The following is an 18844-nucleotide window of genomic DNA, read 5'->3' as shown; positions in this document are numbered from 1 at the left end:
ATCTCCTATGCACGCCTGGCCGATGGCTAGAGGCGCGTTTTGGGGTTGAACGCCGATTAGGGGTCGGCGCGTGAATGGGCATTGAACAAGCCTATATCGGCTGATTTTGCAACTGTCATGCCCGCAGCTTCGTTCCAGCAAGGTCAATGCGATAGCAGCCCGGCTTGTTGATCCCCCGCGCGAGCGCGTGTCTGCGCGCGAGGGGTGACAGATTTGTTTCGCTCGGCTAGAGATCGCGGGACACAGCCAATATCATCGAAAAAAGAGAATCGCATTGACCGACGAGACTGTCCTCGCCGACCCTTCGGACATCAGCCCCGTCTCCATCGTCGAGGAGATGAAGACCAGCTATCTCGACTATGCGATGTCCGTCATCGTTTCGCGCGCCCTGCCGGACGTGCGCGACGGGTTGAAGCCGGTTCATCGCCGCATTCTCTTTTCCGCCCAGGAATCGGGCTTTCTCTACAACCGCCCCTATCGCAAGTCCGCCCGCCTCGTCGGCGAGGTGATGGGTAAATATCACCCGCATGGCGATAGTTCGATTTACGACGCCTTGGCGCGGATGACGCAGGACTGGTCGATGCGCGTGCCGCTGATCGACGGTCAGGGCAATTTTGGATCGATGGACCCCGATCCGCCAGCCGCCATGCGCTACACCGAAGCGCGATTGGCCAAGGTGGCCGGCGCGCTGCTGGAAGATCTCGACAAGGATACCGTCGATTTCACGCCCAACTATGATGCGTCGGAACATGAGCCGCAGGTTCTGCCCGCCCGCTTCCCCAATCTGCTCGTCAATGGCGCGGGCGGCATTGCCGTCGGCATGGCGACCAATATCCCGCCGCATAATCTGGGCGAAGTGCTGCGCGCCTGCCTTGCCTATATCGACAATCCCGGCATCACGACCGACGAACTGATCGCCATCGTCCCCGGTCCCGATTTCCCCACCGCCCCGCTGATCCTGGGCCAGTCGGGCGCGAAGTCGGCCTATCATACCGGTCGCGGCTCGATCATGATGCGCTCGCGCTATGTGATCGAAAGCGGGCGCGGGGATCGCGAATCCATCGTCCTGACCGCAATCCCCTATCAGGTCGGCAAGAACGGCCTCGTCGAGAAGATCGCCGAAGCCGCCAAGGAAAAGCGGATCGAAGGCATCAGCGACATTCGCGATGAATCCAGCCGCGAAGGCGTGCGGATCGTCATGGACTTGAAGCGCGACGCGACGCCCGAAGTGGTGCTGAACCAGCTGTGGCGCAACACGCCTGCCCAGTCGAGCTTCCCTGCCAACATGCTCGCCATTCGCGGCGGTCGCCCCGAATTGCTGGGCCTGCGCGAGATCATCGATGCCTTCATCAAATTCCGCGAAGAGATCATCACCCGCCGCACCAAGTTCGAGCTGAACAAGGCGCGAGAACGGGCGCACATCTTGCTCGGCCTGGTCGTTGCGGTCACCAACCTCGATGAGATGGTCAAGATCATCCGCGGTTCGTCCAGCCCCGCCGAGGCCCGCGAAAAGCTGCTGGCGCGCGAATGGCCGATCAGCGAGATCGCCCATTATATCCGCCTGGTCGAAGCCATCGACACCGAGATTTCGGGTGAAGTCTACAAGCTGTCGGAAGTGCAGGTCCGCGCCATCCTCGACCTGCGCCTGCATCGCCTGACCGCGCTCGGCCGCGACGAAATCGGCAAGGAACTGGCTGGTCTGGCCGAAGCCATCGCCGAATATCTCGCCATCCTGGGAGACCGGGTGAAGCTCTACGCCGTAATGCGCGAAGAACTGGAAGCGATTGAACGCGAATTTGCGACCCCTCGCCTGTCCGAAATAACGGCGGCTGCTGACGGCATCGATGACGAGGATCTGATCGAACGCGAGGAGATGGTCGTCACCGTCACCGTGCAGGGCTATATCAAGCGCACGCCGCTTGAGAGTTTCCGGGCGCAGGCACGCGGCGGCAAGGGCCGTTCGGGCATGGCGACCAAGGATGAGGACGCGATCACCGAATTGTTAGTGACCTCGACCCACACGCCGGTCCTCTTCTTCTCGACCGCGGGCAAAGTCTATCGCATGAAGGTCTGGCGCCTGCCGGAAGGCGGTCCGGCGACGCGCGGACGGCCTATGGTTAATCTGCTGCCGCTGGCCGCCGGGGAAACCATCCAGACCGTCCTGCCTCTGCCGGAGGATGAGGAAAGCTGGAAGGATCTGCACGTCATGTTCGCGACGGCGAACGGCACGGTGCGCCGCAACAGCATGGATGCCTTCGCCAATGTGCCGAGCAACGGCAAGCTCGCCATGCGCTTCGATGAAGGCAGCGACGATCGGCTGATCGGCGTGGCGCTTCTGTCGGAAGACGACGACGTGCTGCTCGCCACCCGTCAGGGCAAGGCGATCCGCTTCGCCTCGACCGACGTGCGCGAATTCCAGAGCCGCACCTCGACCGGTGTGCGCGGCATGACGCTCAAGGGCGATGACGAAGTCATCTCCCTCTCCATCCTCCACCGCTCCGGCGCCGATCAGGAACAGCGTGAAGAATATCTGCGCTTCGCTCCTTGGAAGCCGGAGAAGGAAGGCGAGATGGCCGATCAGGCGATGTTCGCGCTGATGCGTGAGCGGGAGCAGTTCATCCTGACCGTCTGCGCCAATGGCTATGGCAAATTGTCGTCCGCCTATGACTATCGCCGCACCGGACGCGGCGGTCAGGGCATCACCAATATCGACAATATCGGCCGCAACGGACTCGTGGTCGCCAGCTTCGCCGCAACCCAGGGCGACCAGTTGATGCTGGTCACCGATCAGGCCAAGCTGATCCGCATGGGGCTGGATAGCCTGCGCGTCATCGGCCGCAATTCGGCGGGCGTGCGCCTGTTCGATGTCGCCAAGGACGAGCATGTCGTCAGCGCCGCCAAGATCGAGGAAGCCGAAGATACACCGGAGGCCGAAGAGGCGTGAGCGACCTCTTCGCCTATAAGATATTGACCGCCGAGCAATATGATCAGTTCAAGGCCGATGGCGTCTTCAAGGGCGCACCGGTTGACCTGGCCGATGGCTATATCCACTTGTCGACCCGCGATCAGGCGGCCGAAACGGTCGCCAAACATTTCGCCGGACAGGACCGCCTGGTCATGGTGATGGTCGACCTCGCCCCCTTCGGCGAGGCGATCCGTTGGGAGCCATCACGCGGCGGCGCGCTCTTCCCCCATCTCTATGCCGATCTGCCGATCACGGCCGTTGCGGGCAAGGTGGTGCTGCGTATCGGCGACGATGGCACCCATTCCTTTCCCGCAGGCTTTTAGCGCGCGACCCGCGCCATCCGCGCTACCTTCCCGCGCTGCATCCAATAGTCCCAACCGCCCCAGCGTATATGGTTGGACGCCACTGCCGCCACCTGCACGATCAGATGCGCCCAGCTGACAGCAAAGGGCGCGATAGCATCCCACCAAAGCGAGCGCGCGGCGCGCTTCGCCTGGTCCGGCTCCAGCACCGCACCGATGATCCGCAGCCGCACCATTGCCCTGCCCCAGGCCGCGGCATAGCCGATCGCGATCGCTCCTGAGCCGCCCCAGCCCAGCGCCCACACCCATGCGCCCGCCTGCACCGCCACCACCGCCGTCGCCAGCGCCCACATGCCTAGATTGTTGGTGGCGATATGACGATATTGCCTTATCCCGAAACCGAACAGGTCACCCGCACGTCCGTCAAGCGGACTCGCGACCAGCAGATCGCGTACTGGCCGCAGCCGTAGCTTCGCGCGCCAGCCTGCCAGGCCCATCGCCATATCGTCGGACAGGCGCCCGGCCAGCACCGCATCCAGGTCCAGTCGCTCCGCCACCGCGCGAGACAGCGCCATTGCCCCACCCCAAGGCATGGTCGCACTCGCGGCACGCGGCAGCGTTGCCAATTGCATCTCGACCGCGCCGACCATTGCGGCCATCAATCCTCGCCCCGGTAGCAACAGTCGATAGCCCGTCACGATGTCCGCCTTGTCGCGCACCAGCGGAAAGAGCAGCCGACCGACCAGCCGCGGGGGCGGTTCAATATCGGCGTCGATGAAGACCAGCCACCGGTCATCGGGTCGCAAAGCTCGCAAGGCAGCGCGGAGTTTATGGACCTTCTGCCCCTCGTCCGTCGCCACACCGGCATGCACGACCTGCACATTGTCCCCGACCAGCGCCTCCGCAGCAGGGCAAGCCCCCGAAGTCGCGATCAGCAGTCGAAACGGGGCGCTTTGCGCCGCCAACCGCCCCATCAACGCCGCACCGCCGTCCCAATCGTCGCGCACGCTCAGGATCACGACTACGCCATCGGGCCTTTCCTCCCGGCGATCGAGGGGCAGATGTCGCCAATAATTGACGACCCCCAGCAGCGTCAGTCCCTGAAGGACAATCCAGACCCAGATCATGACCGCCGCGCACCTCTTTACCGTCTCGCCGCCTGCTGTATGACGGCAGGCTTATGCTATCCAACCCCTTTCTTTTTTCCCTGATGCGCATGCTGCCCGCCCGGTCGGCCTCCTGGCTTGGCGGATGGCTGTCCGTCCATGTCGCGCGCCCGCGCATGAAGCTGCGCGATGCCCGTGCCCGCGCCAATCTCGCGCTGCTCCGCCCTGATCTGGACGAGGCCGCGCAGGAAGCGATGCTCACCCGCCGCTGGCGCAACATCGGGCGGACGCTGGCTGAACTCGCCAATGTCGACCGGCTGGTGAACGACGCGCATGTCGAGGTCGTCGATCGCGCGGGCTATCAGGCCGTGCTGGACGGGCCACGCCCCTTGCTCGCCTTGTCGCTGCATCTGGGCAATTGGGATTTGCTGGGCGCGCATGGCAAGGCGCTGACCGACCGACCGGGCCTCGGCGTCTATGCGCCGCCGCGCGACGAACGGACGGCCGCGCAGCTGCAAAAGGCGCGGCAAAGCTATATGGGTGAAACGATCACCGGCGATGGCGCGGCGCGCCGGATATTGAAGCATCTGACCAGCCATACGCGCGCCAGCCTCTATATCCTGCTCGACGAACGACGCGATTTTCAGGTCTGGTTTCCCAAATTGGGGCGTACCCTTCCACCGTCGGGCAATCTGTCCGTCGCGTTGCGCCTGGGGCGCAAGGTCAATGCCCGCTTCCTGCCCTTCTATCTCGCGCGGACGAACGGACCCCACTTCCGGCTGCACTGGCATCCGCCCCTCGACCCGCAGACAATGAGCGACGAAGAGATTGTCGCGGCGGCCGACGCCTTTCTGGGGCAGGCCTGCATTACCCATGCCGACGAATGGCTGGCGCTCCATGATATGGACCTGACGCAGCCGGGCCATGCCCCCACTGCCCCACCGGTCATGTGACTTGGGCGCACTTGCCCGCTAAAGCCCCTGCATGTCCCGACTCGCGATCAAAATCTGCGGCCTTTCCACGCCCGACACCGTCGGCGCGGCCGTGCGCGCGGGGGCGAGCCATATCGGCTTCGTCCACTTCGCCAAAAGCCCGCGCCATGTCGATGCGGCCCAGATCGCCGCGCTCGCCGCCATCGCGCCCGGTCATGTGGACAAGGTCGGCGTGGTGGTCGATCCCACCGACGATCAACTGGTCGATGTGACCAGCGGCGGCGCGCTCACCGCGCTGCAGCTCCATGGCAAGGAAAGCCCACAACGCGCCGCCGCCATCCGCCAGCGCTTCGGCCTGCCCGTCTGGAAGGCGATCTCGGTCAAGACCCGCGCCGATATCGATGCCGCCACCGCCTATGTCGACGCGGTCGATCTCTTGCTGTTCGATGCCAAGACGCCCGATGGCGCAGCGTTGCCCGGTGGCATGGGCCTGCGCTTCGACTGGACACTGCTGCGTGGCCTTTCGATTCCGATGCCCTGGGGCCTGTCGGGCGGCTTGTCAGCCGACAATGCAGCCGAAGCTGTCCGCGTTACCGACGCCCCGCTGATCGACGTATCTTCCGGCGTGGAAAGCGCGCCCGGCATCAAGAGTGTGGACAAGATCATGGCCTTCTGCAAAGCGGTATCCGCATGTTGACGCTCATCGCTCCTGTCGAGCGCATCGGGATACGATGGCGCTGATCGCTTCTCCCCTGATCGAAGCGAACCGCCCTGCATGCCTGAAAGATTGAAATCATGACCGATACGATGACCTTGCCCAACAGCCTGCGATCGCAGCCCGATGCCAATGGCCATTTCGGTGCCTTTGGTGGCCGCTATGTCGCCGAAACGCTGATGCCGCTGATCCTGGACCTGGAAAAAGTCTATAAGGCAGCGAAGGAAGATCAGGCGTTCGAGGAGGAATATGACCACCTCCTCAAACATTATGTCGGCCGCCCCAACCCGCTTTATTATGCCAGCCGCCTGACCGAAGCGCTGCGCGCCAATGCGCCCACGGGCAAGGGCGCGAAAATCTATCTGAAGCGCGAGGAACTCAACCACACCGGGGCGCACAAGATCAACAATTGCATCGGCCAGGCGCTGCTGGCCCGCCGCATGGGCAAGAAGAAGGTCATCGCGGAAACCGGCGCTGGCCAGCACGGCGTCGCCACCGCAACCGTCGCTGCGCTGTTCGGCATGGAATGCAAGATCTTCATGGGCGCCAAGGATGTCGAGCGCCAGCGCCCCAACGTCTTCCGCATGAAGCTGCTGGGGGCAGAGGTCATTCCCGTCACCTCCGGGTCGGCGACGCTCAAAGATTCGATGAACGATGCGCTGCGCCATTGGGTGTCGAATGTGCATGACACATTCTACATCATCGGCACGGCGGCGGGTCCGCACCCCTATCCTGAAATGGTGCGCGATTTTCAGTCGATCATCGGCAAGGAAACCCGTGCCCAGATCATGGAAGCCGAAGGGCGCCTTCCCGACATGCTGATTGCCCCGGTCGGTGGTGGATCGAACGCCATCGGCATGTTCCACCCCTTCCTGGACGATCCCGACGTTGCGATGATCGGCGTGGAAGCGGCGGGCGAAGGCCTGACGGGCAAGCACGCGGCGTCGCTGGCCGGGGGCGCGTCGGGCATCCTCCACGGCAATCGTACCTATCTGCTGCAGGACGAAGACGGCCAGATTACCGAAGCGCACAGCATTTCGGCGGGCCTGGACTATCCCGGCATCGGCCCGGAGCATAGCTGGTTGCATGAGATCGGCCGGGTTAAGTATATGCCCATCACGGACGATGAGGCGCTTGCGAGCTTCCAGAAGCTGTCTGCGCTTGAGGGCATCATCCCCGCGCTCGAATCCGCCCATGCCATCGCCGCTGCCGAACAGGTCGCGCCGACAATGGATGCGGACAAGATCATCGTCATCAACCTGTCCGGCCGGGGCGACAAGGACATCTTCACCGTCGCCGAAGCGTTGGGAGTGGAAATGTGAGCATGACCGACCGCCTCTCTACCCGCTTCGCCAACTGCAAGGCGCAGGGCCGCGCCGCGCTGATCACCTTCGTCACAGCCGGTGATCCCGATGTCGCGGCGACGCCCGCCATCCTCGACGCGCTGGTCGCGGGCGGCGCGGACATCATCGAACTGGGGATGCCCTTTACCGATCCGATGGCCGATGGCCCCGCGATCGAACTGGCCAATTTGCGCAGCCTGGGGTCGGGCACGAAGACGAAGCATATCTTCGCGCTCGCCTCCGAGTTTCGTGCGCGGCATCCCGATACGCCGCTGGTGCTGATGGGCTATGCCAATCCGATGCTGGTGCGCGGCTCCGACTGGTTTGCCGACCAGTGCAAGGCCGCTGGCGTCGATGGTGTCATCTGCGTCGATGCGCCGCCGGAGGAAGATGCCGAGATCGGCCCGGCGCTGCGCGGCGCGGGCGTTCACCTCATCCGCCTCGCCACCCCGACGACCGATACCGCGCGCCTGCCTGCAGTGCTTCAAGGCGCAAGCGGTTTCCTCTATTATGTCTCCGTCGCCGGGATCACCGGCAAGCAGCAGGCGGCCCAGGCCAATATCGACATGGCCGTCGGTCGTCTGAAAGCCGCCACGGACCTGCCGGTTGCGGTCGGTTTCGGCGTCCGTACCCCCGAACAGGCCGCCGCCATCGGCCGGATCGCCGACGGCGTCGTGGTCGGCTCGGCCATCGTCGATATCGTCGGCAGCCATGGCGATGCCGCTGCGCCTTTCGTTCAGCAATTTGTCGCCGCCTTGTCCGGCGCGCTCACCCCCAAAATCCAAGAGACTGCTGCATGAGCTGGATCAACCGCGTCCGCAAGGCCATCCCCTTCATCGCCCGGAAGGAACAGACCGCCGAGACATTATGGCATAAATGCCCATCCTGTTCGGAGATGCTGTTCATCAAGGAATGGGAGGATAATCTCTCCGTCTGCCCGCGCTGCGACCATCATGGCCGCATCGGTCCGGCGGAGCGTTTCGAGCAGATATTGGACGCCGGTTTCATCCTGTTGCCGACGCCACAGGTGCAGGAAGACCCGCTCAAATTCCGCGACACCAAACGCTATCCCGATCGCATCCGCGCGGCACGCGCCGCGACCGGCGATCAGGACGCGCTGATCAACGCGCGCGGCGCGATCGATGATGTGCCGCTGGTTCTGGGCGTGCAGAATTTCGCCTTCATGGGCGGCTCCATGGGCATGGGCGTGGGCGCGGCCTTCATCCAGGGCGTCAATGACGCCATCGCCCATCATTGCCCCTATGTCATCTTCACGGCCGCCGGCGGCGCGCGGATGCAGGAGGGCATTTTGTCGCTGATGCAGATGCCCCGCTCCACCGTGGCGATCCAGAAGCTGCACGCGGCGGGCCTGCCCTATATCGTCGTGCTGACCGATCCGACCACCGGCGGCGTGACGGCCAGCTATGCGATGCTAGGCGACGTGCAGATCGCCGAACCCAATGCCCTGATCGGCTTTGCGGGCCAGCGCGTCATTGAAAGCACGATCCGCGAGACGCTGCCCGAAGGGTTCCAGCGCGCTGAATATCTGCTCGACCATGGCATGATCGACATGGTGGTCCATCGTCATGAACTGCGCGATACGCTGGCGCGCGTGATCGGCTATCTTACGCCGCGCATCGCTGCCTGAACCAACGCGCCGGGGGGACGCGCTTATGGCCGATCATGCCGTTTCGGACGACCCGCAGGTTCAGGCGCAGCTTGACCGGCTCTGGTCGCTATCGCCGGGCGCCGACATATTGGGGCTGGAGCGCATCACCCAATTGATGACGCGGCTCGACAATCCCCATCGCGCCCTGCCCCCGGTTTTCCATGTGGCGGGCACCAACGGCAAGGGGTCGACCTGCGCCTTCCTGCGCGCCGCGATGGAAGCGGATGGCAAGACCGTCCATGTCTTCACCTCGCCGCATCTGGTGCGTTTCAACGAACGCATCCGCGTGTCGGGGCAGTTGATCAGCGACGAAGCGCTCGCCCTTTATCTCGCGCGCGTATTGGACATTGCCGAGGGGATCGGGGCCAGCTTCTTCGAAGTCACCACGGCAGCCGCGTTCCTGGCCTTCGCCGAACATCCCGCCGACGCCTGCATCATCGAGGTTGGCCTGGGTGGTCGACTCGACGCGACCAACATCATTACCGATCCGGTCGTCTGCGGCATTGCCCAGCTTGGCATCGATCACCAGGCCTTTTTGGGCGACACGCTGGCCCAGATCGCGGCGGAGAAGGCGGGGATCGCCAAGCCCGGCGCGCCTTTGGTGACGCAGCGCTATGCCGAATCGCTCTTCCCGGTGATGATCGACGCCGTCGCCAAGGCGCGCACCACCTGGATCGCCCAAGGCGATGGCTGGGACGCGGCGGTCTATCGCGACCGGCTCCATTATCGCGATGATCAGGGTCGGATTGACGCGCCGCTCCCCCGCTTGGCGGGCGCGCATCAGGTCCAGAATGCCGCTTTGGCCTTTGCCATGCTGCGCCATCAAAACGCTGTCCCACTCTCCGATGCCGCACTCAAGGCCGCGCCGCTCTGGGCGCATTGGCCCGCGCGACTCCAGCGGCTCGACCATGGCCCGCTGCTGGCGCTATTGCCCGCCGGTGCCACCGCCTGGCTCGATGGCGGGCATAATGCGGGCGCAGGCGAGGCGATCAGCGCCTTCTTCACGCCGGACCGGCTGGAAGGTCACAAGTTGCAGCTCGTTATCGGCATGCTGGCCAACAAGGATGTCGATGCCTTCCTTGCACCCTTTGCCGGACGGATCGCCCATATCCATGCGCTGCCCGTACCGGGTCATGATCATCATCCGGCGGAACGTTTCGCCGCGATCGCCGCGCAATGGGGCATCGGCTGCACGGCACATGATGATGCGCAAGGCGCTATCTCGGCCATAGCCGCGCAGGGCGACCCCGCGCCTAAGCTGCTGATCGGCGGCTCGCTCTATCTGGCGGGCGAAATTTTGCGACTAAACGCGCAATTGCCCGACTGATTATACTTGCGACTAACTCGCAATAGCGTAGTCTGCGGAGAGCAATCACCGCAGAAGGCGTATCATCATGGCTCATGGAGAGACCTCCCCCATCGATCTGCCCCGGCCCATGCCGACGGGCTATGGCAACCGGCTATTCCTGTTCGTCATGCGCCGCATGGCCAGCGCGGGGGTCAACGACGCCCATGCCGCCAACGCCATGCTGGGCGCGTTCGGGCGCAGCTATCGTCGCCCGCTGGTGCTGATGCGGGCGATGATGCTGGAACTCGCGCGCGCCTCCAGCCGCAAGATATTGGTGGCCCCCTGCTGCTGCGCCCGCATGACGGCGGATGAAGGGATGTTGATGCAGGCGACAGGCGAAGCGCTGCGTGACCCCAACGCCGCTTATGAGCAATTGAGCGACCTGCTCGGCAATGACCATGCATTGGGCGCGCTCACCTGCATGCAGGCGGTCGCGCAGGCCCATGCCGATCTGGGGCGGCCGCTCGAACTCTATTCGGGCGGCTGAGCTGTGCGATCCGTCGCGGCCGTGCCGACGCTGGCATCGATCAGACCGGCGCGCATCATAAGCCAGAACAGGGCGATGCCGGGCAACGCCGCGGCGGTGGTGAACAGGTAGAAATCCACATAGCCGAACTGTTCGATCAGGCCGCCTGCCGTCGTGCCGGTCAGGAACCGTCCGACGATGCTCGCCGCCGCCGAGATCAGGGCATATTGCGCCGCCGTGAAGCGCAGGTCGCACAAGGCCGAGAAATAGGCGACCACGGTGACGCCCCCGATCCCGCTCGCGAAATTCTCGAACCCGATCGCGCCCGCCATGCCCCAATTGCTTTTGCCCAGCGCCGCCAGTGCCGCGAAGCTGAGGTTGGACACGCCCATCAGGATCAGACTGAGCAGCACCGATCGCTTCATGCCGATCCGGGCATAGAGGATGCCGCCGATGAAGATGCCGATCAGATAGGCCCAGAAACCAATGCCGATGTCGTAGATGGCGATTTCGTCATTGCTGTAGCCCATGTCGTCGAACAGCAGGCGGAATGTCAGATTGGCGAGCGTGTCGCCGATCTTGTGGAGCAGAATGAACAGCAGCACGAGCATCGCCCCGCGTCGGCGGAAAAATTCGAGCAGCGGTCCTGAAATGGATTGCCACAACTCGCTCGCGCCCCGGCGCGCCAGCGGATCGCGATGCCGTTCCGGTTCGCCCAGTAACAGGCCGGTCAGCATGGCGGGCAACGCGAATATGGCGCAGGCCATATAGGCCCCCTGCCAGCCGATCCGCGCCGCCAGCACCAGTGCCAAGGCACCCGCCGCGACCGATCCGATGCGCCAGCCATATTGCGACATGCCCGACCCGACGCCCAATTGTTCGGGCTTCAACGTTTCGATGCGATAGGCGTCGATCACGATATCGAACGTGGCCCCTGTCACCCCGACCAGAATCGCGGCATAGGCGGTCTGGATCAGACTGGCGGAGGGATCGACCAGCGCCAGATTGACGACCGCCGCCATGACCAGCAGTCCGGCAAAGACCAGCCAGGAGACGCGCTGGCCCAATCGGCCGAGCAGCGGCAAGCGGACGCCATCGACCAGCCAGGCCCAAAGCCATTTGAGGTTGTAGACGAGGAACGCGAGCGTGAAGGCGGTGACGGCTTTCTTGTCGATGCCATCCTGCGCCAGCCGGGTCGTCAGCGTCGCGCCGATCATGGCAAAGGGGAAGCCCGACGACACCCCCAGGAAGAAGGCAGCCAGCGGCGCTTTTTCCACATAGGGTTTCACGGCGTCGAGCCAGCTTTTTCGGCCCGCAATGGCGTCAGTCACTTCATTCCCCCGGTCTCGTCCTGTTGCGCGCCACCATATGGCCTCGCGCCGGGCTGGCAAGCGCTGCGTGGGGTCAGTTCGGCTCGAACAGGCTGAGGCCTACCGGCAAGCGTGGCGGACGTGCGCCGCGCAGCCGGGCGTCGATCACCCGGATCGCGGCGACTAGGTCGCGGGGGGCATAGGGTTTGGCAAGGCATCCGACCGCCAGTTCGCGGGCGTCGATCGGGCAATGGCCGGTCACGAACAGCACCGGCAATCCCTTGGCATGGGCGTGGCGGGCGACATCGATACCGCTCTTGGGGCCATGAAGCGCGACATCGGCGATGACGAGATCCAGTTCCCCGCCGTCGATCACCGCGACGGCATGGTCATAATCATCGACGGTCGCGGCAATGCTGTATCCGGCCTGTTCCAGCGCATGTTCATTGTCGAACGCGACCAGCGGCTCATCCTCCACCACCAACACGGTGCGGATTGCCTTGCGGCGCGGGAGGCGCACGCTCCCGCTATTCAAAAGCCCGAAAAACATTTGCCAAGTCCGCCCTGTTTCCGCCATGCAACCGAACAAACGCCGCGCCCCCGCGCCGGGTTGCCGGAGCGATGGGTTTTTCCCCCCGCTCAAGCGCCGGGACGGCACATTTCAGCCTGTTGCTGGCTTATTGCCCATATGGGGAGAGCCAGAGCCTACGCAAAGGAACTTATCCGTGGAACCGCCGAAAAAATCGGGACCGCCGCGCCGGTCCGGCCCCGGCGGCCCTAAACGCCCCGGTGGCCCCGGCAAGCGGCCGGGCTTTGCGCCGGGGCGCGATGAGGGAGCGGGCGGCAAGCCGCGCTTTGCCAAGCCGGGCGAACGTGCCCAGCCGGGTCGTGGCCCACGGCCCGATGCCGCTCCCAGTGGGGACCGCACAGGACGCGACCGCACCCGGCCTGCGACTGCCAAGGCCGATGCGCCCGCGCGCCCTCCCCGCCGCAATGACGGTGGCAATCCGCGCGGCGCAGCCTTTGGCGCTGCCGCCAAGCCCTGGGCGAACAAGCCGCCACGCAGGTCGGGCACTGGCCCCAAGACCACCGCCAACCCGCACCCTGCCCATGCTGCCGCCAGCGATGGCAAAGGCGAGCCGCAGCGTATCGCCAAGCTGCTGGCGCGCGCGGGCATTGCCTCGCGCCGGGAAGTCGAACGGATGATCGAGGAAGGCCGCGTCACGCTGGACGGCGCGACGGTCGAGACGCCCGCCACTTTGCTCGCATCGCTTGCGGGCGTGGCGGTGGATGGCGTGGCGGTCGCGGCCCCTGCCCCGACCCGGCTGTTCCTGTTCCACAAGCCGAGCGGCTGCCTGACGGCCGAGCGCGATCCGGTCGGACGGCCGACCATCTACGACCGGCTGCCCGCCGACCTGCCCCGCGTCATCCCGATCGGGCGGCTCGACATGAATACCGAAGGGCTGTTGCTGCTCACCACCGATGGCGGGTTCAAGCGGCAGATGGAATTGCCCTCGACCGGCGTGCCGCGCACCTATCGGGCGCGCGCCTTTGGCGAGATCAGCCAGGCGCAGTTGGAAGATTTGTTCGACGGGCTGGAAGTCGATGGCGTTCGCTATGGCCCGATCGAAGCCAATCTGGAGCGGCGCACCGGGCGCAACCAGTGGATCGAAATGACGCTGACCGAAGGCAAGAATCGCGAAGTGCGGCGCGTGCTTGAACATCTGGGGTTGCAGGTCAACCGCCTGATCCGCACCAGCTATGGTCCGTTCGTCCTCGCTGACTTGCCGATCGGCATGGTGGCCGAAGTCAGCGAACAGGATCTGGCGATATTCCGCAAGACTTTGAAGGACGCGAAATGAGGATCATTTCGGGCCAATGGCGCGGCCGTCCGCTGACCGCGCCCAAGGGCGATGCCACCCGTCCCACCGGCGACCGGACGCGCGAGGCGCTGTTTTCGATGCTGACCAGCCGGATCGGATCGTTCGAGGGACTGGCGGTGGCGGATTTCTTCGCAGGCTCCGGCGCCTTGGGGTTCGAGGCGCTGTCGCGCGGTGCGGCCTCCTGCCTGTTCGTGGAACAGGACAAGCCTGCGCTCGACGCGATCCGCGCGAATGCCGAGCGTCTGGGCATCCGTCCCGACATTCGCGCGGCAAGCGTGCTGACGCTGGGGCAGGCCGCCAAGCCGCTCGACCTCATCTTCATGGACCCGCCCTATGGCACTGGCGCGGGACAGGTCGCGCTCGACAAGCTGTCACGGCTGGGCTGGACCAGTCCGGCCAGCTGGATCAGCATCGAAACCGACAAGCGCGAGGATGTGGCGGTGAAGGGCTTTACCATCGACACGGTGCGCGATGTGGGCAAGGCCCGGATCACCCTGCTCCGCGCGGAGGTTCAGGCCGCAGCCTGATAGGCGTCCTTTTCCTTGGCGATCAATATGTCGGCCAGGAACTGATAGGCCTCCTCCCAGGCGTCCAAAACGGCGTCGGTTGCGACCTGTTCGCCCAGCACCTCGCGAATGGCGGGGAGCAGCGCGGCGGCGACCTTGGGATAATGTTCGGGTTTAACACCGGTCTGGACATGGCGCGCGACCATGCGGCTGACGGCCCCGTCCAGCGCGCCCAGCTTGTCGATATTTTCCGCATAGCCAAGGATCGCGGCGGCCAGCCGCTTGGGCTGTTCGCCGCTAACCTGTGCGGCCTGGTCGAACATCTTCTTCACCTCGGCATCCTGAAACAGTCGCGCATACATGGCCGTAGTGATCGCGACGCCGTGCTGGCGGAGCGCGGGACCGGTGGATTTCACGATGGCGATCGTCGAATCGGACAGCGAAGCGGACATAGGAAACGCCTTTTTCAGGAGGGAATAAGGTGTATCTAATCCGCATCTTTTAAGATGTAAATAATATATATGTTTTTGTGCGTGCGCATCGCCGCTAACGCCATCAGGCATGCAATTAACCCGCCACACCGATTACGCGCTGCGCGTCTTGATCCATCTGGCGGTGTCGCCGACGGGCCGCGCCACGATCAGCGAAGTAGCGGACGCGCATCTTCTGTCGCGCAACCATCTGATAAAAGTGGTCCACCATCTGGCGAAGGGGGGATTCATCGCGACTCAGCGGGGTCGCGGGGGTGGGTTTCTGCTCGCCAGACCTGCGGAGGCGATCAGCATCGGCGCGGTCGTCCGCCATTGCGAACCGGATATGCGGATGGCGGACTGTCCCGCCTGCGTCATTCGCGGTGCCTGTGGCCTGTCCGCTTTGCTGTCGCAGGCGACCGCCGCGTTCCTGACCGTGCTGGATGAGGCCACGCTGACCGACGCGGCGCACGACCGAAGCGGGCTGGCGGCGCTGATCGCCGCCCTGCCCGCTCCCGCCGACAGGGTCAGCGCTTGCGCATCTTCCCCGCTTCACTCGGATTAATGCAACTGTCGGTCACTGTCTTCGAGCAGACCGGATAGTCCTTGGCCTCGGCGGGCGGTGGCGTCATGTTGCCGCCCACCGTCACCGGATTGGACGATGATCCCATCGGCGCAGCGGGATCGCTGGGCGCGCCGGGCGGTGCCGGGACCATGCCGGGATCGCTTGGCACCGATCCGGTTGGTATGTCGGCATTGGGATCATTGGCGGGTGGCGGCGGCGGGGCCATGGACGGGTCGGTCGGCGGCGTCATGGCGTCACCGGGGGCTTGGTTGGCGGGAATTTGCTGCGCGATGGCGGTGCTGCCGATCGAGGCGATGCCCATCAGGGCGGCTCCGGCAAGCATGATGGATTTCATGGGGTGATCCTTCCTATTCTTGTCTCTGCCCCGTTCTGCTGCGTGGGCGAGGCAGAGAACCGGCACCCCGTCGCCTCCGTTCCGCCGCTGGCGACGAAAGGAGGCGGGAATGCCGCGAGAGGAAGGTCGGCGCTATTCGCCGGGGAAGCGATCGAATTTGGGCAGCAGATGGGCGTTGGCCATCCAGTCGGCGGCTTCGGCCATCTGGATATGGGCTTGCGGCGGCAGGGCGCTGATATCGTCCAGCGTGCCGGTTTGAATATCGATCTGGCCGGGGAAGATGGTCGCGTTGGTATAGAACAGCCCCGACCCGCACGTTCCGCAGAAATGGCGGATCGCATGTTCCGACGAGCGATATTCGACCGGCGTGCCGCTGATCGTCACCGCATCCTGCGGGAATAGCGCCCAGCCGACCATGGGCGCTCCCGCACTGGTGCGGCAATCCTTGCAATGGCACAGCGCGCTATGGGCGGGTTCGCCTTGGGCTTCGTACCGGATCGCGCCGCAATGGCATCCCCCTGTCAACATCGCGCGTCCTCCCTTGCATGATTCGCCTTTTGTTCTCATAGAAGGCGCTTCGCCGCAAGGGTCATGCCTTGCCCCTGCCGCCCCCTGTCCCTAGTTGTCCTCCATGACTCTTCCATTGCCCTCACCCCATGATCCGCCCTATTTGCGGGGGTTGAACCCGCCCCAGCGCGAAGCCGTGTTGACGACCGAAGGGCCGGTGCTGGTGCTGGCGGGCGCGGGCACGGGGAAGACCGCGGCACTGACCGCGCGGTTGGCGCATCTGGTGGCCACGGGCCGCGCCTATCCCTCGCAAATCCTGTCGGTCACCTTCACCAACAAGGCCGCGCGCGAAATGCGCGAGCGGGTCGGCAAGATGATCGGCCCGGCGGTGGAGGGGATGCCATGGCTCGGCACCTTCCATTCCATCGCGGCCAAGATGCTGCGCCGCCATGCCGAACTGGTGGGGCTACAATCCAATTTCACCATCCTCGACACCGACGATCAATTGCGGCTGATGAAGCAGTTGATTCAAGCCGAAGGGATTGACGAGAAGCGCTGGCCCGCGCGGCAATTGGGCGGCTTGATCGACCAGTGGAAGAATAAGGGCTGGACCCCGGAAGATGTCGGCGCGGGCGAGAGCGAAGGCTATGCCAATGGCCAGGGGCAGAAGCTCTATGCCGCCTATCAGGCCCGGTTGCGCGCGGTTAATGCGTGTGATTTCGGTGACTTGCTGCTCCATGTTCTGACGATTTTGAAGAAGCATCGCGATGTGCTGCAAAGCTATCAGGAGCGGTTTCGCTATATCCTAGTGGACGAATATCAGGACACCAATAGCAGCCAATATCTGTGGCTGCGACTGCTCGCCCAGACGCGCAAGAATATCTGCTGCGTCGGCGATGACGACCAGTCCATCTATTCATGGCGCGGCGCAGAAGTCGCCAATATCCTGCGGTTCGAAAAGGATTTTCCGGGCGCGACGATCATCAAACTGGAGCAGAATTATCGATCGACCCCGCATATTTTGGGGGCGGCATCCGGGGTGATTGCCGAAAATGGCACGCGGCTGGGCAAGACATTGTGGACCGACATCGACGTCGGCGAGAAGGTGCGCGTCGTTGGCATTTGGGACGGGCCGGAGGAAGCGCGGCGGGTCGGCGACGAAATCGAGACGATCCAGCGCGATGGCGGTTCGCTGGACGAGGTCGCCATATTGGTGCGCGCGCAGCACCAGACCCGCGAGTTCGAGGATCGCTTCATCCAGATCGGCCTGCCCTATCGCATCGTCGGCGGCTTCCGCTTCTATGAGCGCGCCGAAATCCGCGATGCGCTGGCCTATTTGCGGCTGGTGAACCAGCCTGCCGACGATCTGGCGTTCGAGCGGATCGTCAATGTGCCCAAGCGCGGGCTGGGCGACAAGGCGGTGGAGAAATTGCACCGGCTGGCGCGGGCCGAGGGCATCCCCCTGCTCCATGCCGCCGCGCGGATATTGGACACGGACGAATTGACACCGCAGGCGCGGCGGTCGCTCGGCAGTTTCGTCGGCGATCTGGCGCGCTGGCGCGACCGGGCGGCGCAATTGCCGCATGCGGAACTCGCGCGGCAGATATTGGACGAGAGCGGCTATACCGCGATGTTGCAGGCCGAACGCAGCACCGAGAGCGCGGGGCGGCTGGAGAATCTGTCCGAGCTTGCGCGCGCGATGGAAGAATATGAGACGCTGGGCGCGTTCCTGGAGCATGTCTCGCTGGTTATGGATAATGAGGCGCAGGCCGAGTCCGCCAAGATCACCATCATGACCATCCATGCCGCCAAGGGGCTGGAATTCGATTCGACCTTTCTGGTCGGGTGGGAGGAAGGCATTTTCCCCTCGCAACGGGCGCTGGACGAAGGCGGGCTCAACAGTCTGGAGGAAGAGCGGCGGCTGGCCTATGTCGCGATCACCCGGGCGCGCAAGCGTTGCACCATCCTGCATGCCGCCAATCGGCGCATCTATGGTCAGTGGACGAGTTCGATCCCGTCGCGTTTCGTGGGCGAATTGCCGCCGGAGCATGTTGACGAAGAAAGCAGCATGACGGGTGGTGCGTCGCTGTGGCGGGCCAATTGGTCGGAACGGGAAGACCCCTTCGCCCATGTCGAACGCGGCACCGGGCGCGGGCCGGGCTGGCAACGGGCGCAATCGTCCGGGCAGTTCAGCCGCGAACCCGTGCGGATCGTCGAGGCGCGCGCGTCGGCTGTGTCGATCGGCAATAAGGGGCGCAGCGACATGGCGGTCGGCCTGCGCGTCTTTCACCAGAAATTCGGCTATGGCATCGTCGCGGAGATCGAGGGCAACAAGTTGGAGATCGATTTCGAGACGGCGGGGCGCAAGCGGGTGATGGACAGCTTCGTCTCGCTGCCCTGAG

Annotated in this window: 19 protein-coding genes; 13 read left to right on the top strand and 6 right to left on the bottom strand. The window is 64.4% G+C overall.

What is annotated here, in order from left to right; genetic code table 11:
* The first annotated feature begins 274 nt into the window (after positions 1 to 274).
* On the top strand, positions 275 to 2944 hold the full coding sequence (gene gyrA, locus ACZ2HM_RS04540; protein WP_470426345.1) for a DNA gyrase subunit A: 2670 nt from the start codon (positions 275 to 277) through the stop codon (positions 2942 to 2944).
* Positions 2941 to 3288, top strand: a complete 348-nt coding sequence (locus tag ACZ2HM_RS04535) for a DUF952 domain-containing protein (protein WP_470426344.1) — start codon at positions 2941 to 2943, stop codon at positions 3286 to 3288. The genes gyrA and ACZ2HM_RS04535 overlap by 4 nt, the downstream gene beginning before the upstream one ends.
* On the opposite strand, the gene ACZ2HM_RS04530 is transcribed toward ACZ2HM_RS04535, so the two are convergent.
* Positions 3285 to 4394: a glycosyltransferase gene (locus ACZ2HM_RS04530; RefSeq protein WP_470426343.1), complete on the bottom strand. Its 1110-nt coding sequence runs from the start codon at positions 4392 to 4394 to the stop codon at positions 3285 to 3287. The two genes, ACZ2HM_RS04535 and ACZ2HM_RS04530, sit on opposite strands and share 4 nt — an antisense overlap.
* Positions 4395 to 4447: 53 nt before the next feature.
* Between ACZ2HM_RS04530 and ACZ2HM_RS04525 the strand changes: the two genes are divergently transcribed.
* The 7 genes from ACZ2HM_RS04525 (at position 4448) to ACZ2HM_RS04495 (ending at position 10867) form a co-directional block, all read left to right on the top strand.
* Positions 4448 to 5326, top strand: a complete 879-nt coding sequence (locus ACZ2HM_RS04525) for a lysophospholipid acyltransferase family protein (protein ID WP_037473815.1) — start codon at positions 4448 to 4450, stop codon at positions 5324 to 5326.
* A 31-nt stretch (positions 5327 to 5357) separates the two neighbouring features.
* Positions 5358 to 6002: a phosphoribosylanthranilate isomerase gene (locus ACZ2HM_RS04520; protein WP_037473817.1), complete on the top strand. Its 645-nt coding sequence runs from the start codon at positions 5358 to 5360 to the stop codon at positions 6000 to 6002.
* Between the two features lie 98 nt (positions 6003 to 6100).
* Entirely contained in the window at positions 6101 to 7342 is a 1242-nt protein-coding gene (gene trpB, locus ACZ2HM_RS04515) for a tryptophan synthase subunit beta (protein WP_470426342.1), read from the top strand.
* 2 nt (positions 7343 to 7344) lie between these two features.
* Positions 7345 to 8163, top strand: a complete 819-nt coding sequence (gene trpA / locus ACZ2HM_RS04510; RefSeq protein ID WP_470426341.1) for a tryptophan synthase subunit alpha — start codon at positions 7345 to 7347, stop codon at positions 8161 to 8163.
* Positions 8160 to 9011 carry an acetyl-CoA carboxylase, carboxyltransferase subunit beta gene (gene accD / locus ACZ2HM_RS04505; RefSeq protein ID WP_470426340.1) on the top strand — a complete coding sequence of 284 codons (852 nt, stop codon included), beginning with the start codon at positions 8160 to 8162 and terminating at the stop codon, positions 9009 to 9011. The genes trpA and accD overlap by 4 nt, the downstream gene beginning before the upstream one ends.
* 25 nt (positions 9012 to 9036) lie before the next feature.
* Positions 9037 to 10359 carry a bifunctional folylpolyglutamate synthase/dihydrofolate synthase gene (locus tag ACZ2HM_RS04500; protein ID WP_470426339.1) on the top strand — a complete coding sequence of 441 codons (1323 nt, stop codon included), beginning with the start codon at positions 9037 to 9039 and terminating at the stop codon, positions 10357 to 10359.
* A gap of 67 nt (positions 10360 to 10426) precedes the next feature.
* A complete protein-coding gene (locus ACZ2HM_RS04495) occupies positions 10427 to 10867 on the top strand; it encodes a DUF6628 family protein (protein WP_069064712.1) in 441 nt (146 codons plus the stop codon).
* On the opposite strand, the gene ACZ2HM_RS04490 is transcribed toward ACZ2HM_RS04495, so the two are convergent.
* The gene (locus tag ACZ2HM_RS04490) at positions 10852 to 12177 is read right to left on the bottom strand and encodes an AmpG family muropeptide MFS transporter (protein ID WP_470426338.1); all 1326 of its coding nucleotides are present in this window, start codon (positions 12175 to 12177) and stop codon (positions 10852 to 10854) included. The genes ACZ2HM_RS04495 and ACZ2HM_RS04490 overlap by 16 nt on opposite strands.
* Positions 12178 to 12250: 73 nt before the next feature.
* Positions 12251 to 12706: a response regulator gene (locus tag ACZ2HM_RS04485; protein ID WP_313924149.1), complete on the bottom strand. Its 456-nt coding sequence runs from the start codon at positions 12704 to 12706 to the stop codon at positions 12251 to 12253.
* Between the two features lie 175 nt (positions 12707 to 12881).
* On the opposite strand from ACZ2HM_RS04485, the gene ACZ2HM_RS04480 reads away from it, so the two are divergent.
* Together ACZ2HM_RS04480 and rsmD are read left to right on the top strand one after the other, a co-directional pair.
* Positions 12882 to 14018 (top strand): pseudouridine synthase, encoded by a 1137-nt coding sequence (locus ACZ2HM_RS04480; protein ID WP_470426337.1) that lies wholly within the window; start codon positions 12882 to 12884, stop codon positions 14016 to 14018.
* The gene (gene rsmD / locus ACZ2HM_RS04475; protein WP_069064715.1) at positions 14015 to 14566 is read left to right on the top strand and encodes a 16S rRNA (guanine(966)-N(2))-methyltransferase RsmD; all 552 of its coding nucleotides are present in this window, start codon (positions 14015 to 14017) and stop codon (positions 14564 to 14566) included. Before ACZ2HM_RS04480 ends, rsmD begins: the two co-directional genes overlap by 4 nt.
* Here rsmD and ACZ2HM_RS04470 read toward each other — a convergent pair.
* The gene (locus ACZ2HM_RS04470; protein ID WP_470426336.1) at positions 14551 to 14997 is read right to left on the bottom strand and encodes a globin domain-containing protein; all 447 of its coding nucleotides are present in this window, start codon (positions 14995 to 14997) and stop codon (positions 14551 to 14553) included. The two genes, rsmD and ACZ2HM_RS04470, sit on opposite strands and share 16 nt — an antisense overlap.
* Before the next feature lie 109 nt (positions 14998 to 15106).
* Here ACZ2HM_RS04470 and ACZ2HM_RS04465 point away from each other — a divergent pair, with 109 nt between their 5' ends.
* Complete coding sequence (locus tag ACZ2HM_RS04465; protein ID WP_470426335.1) at positions 15107 to 15580, top strand: Rrf2 family transcriptional regulator; 474 nt, start codon at positions 15107 to 15109, stop codon at positions 15578 to 15580.
* On the opposite strand, the gene ACZ2HM_RS04460 is transcribed toward ACZ2HM_RS04465, so the two are convergent.
* Positions 15543 to 15935: a Fe-S oxidoreductase gene (locus ACZ2HM_RS04460; RefSeq protein WP_069064718.1), complete on the bottom strand. Its 393-nt coding sequence runs from the start codon at positions 15933 to 15935 to the stop codon at positions 15543 to 15545. The two genes, ACZ2HM_RS04465 and ACZ2HM_RS04460, sit on opposite strands and share 38 nt — an antisense overlap.
* A 132-nt stretch (positions 15936 to 16067) precedes the next feature.
* Positions 16068 to 16463 carry a GFA family protein gene (locus ACZ2HM_RS04455; protein WP_037473846.1) on the bottom strand — a complete coding sequence of 132 codons (396 nt, stop codon included), beginning with the start codon at positions 16461 to 16463 and terminating at the stop codon, positions 16068 to 16070.
* 103 nt (positions 16464 to 16566) lie between these two features.
* Here ACZ2HM_RS04455 and ACZ2HM_RS04450 point away from each other — a divergent pair, with 103 nt between their 5' ends.
* Positions 16567 to 18843: an ATP-dependent helicase gene (locus tag ACZ2HM_RS04450; RefSeq protein ID WP_470426334.1), complete on the top strand. Its 2277-nt coding sequence runs from the start codon at positions 16567 to 16569 to the stop codon at positions 18841 to 18843.
* The last annotated feature ends 1 nt before the right edge of the window (position 18844 follow it).

It is taken from the genome of Sphingobium sp. KKT206 (genome assembly GCF_055640555.1).
Note: the sequence above shows the minus strand (reverse complement) of the source record. Positions and strands in the feature narration are given on the sequence as shown.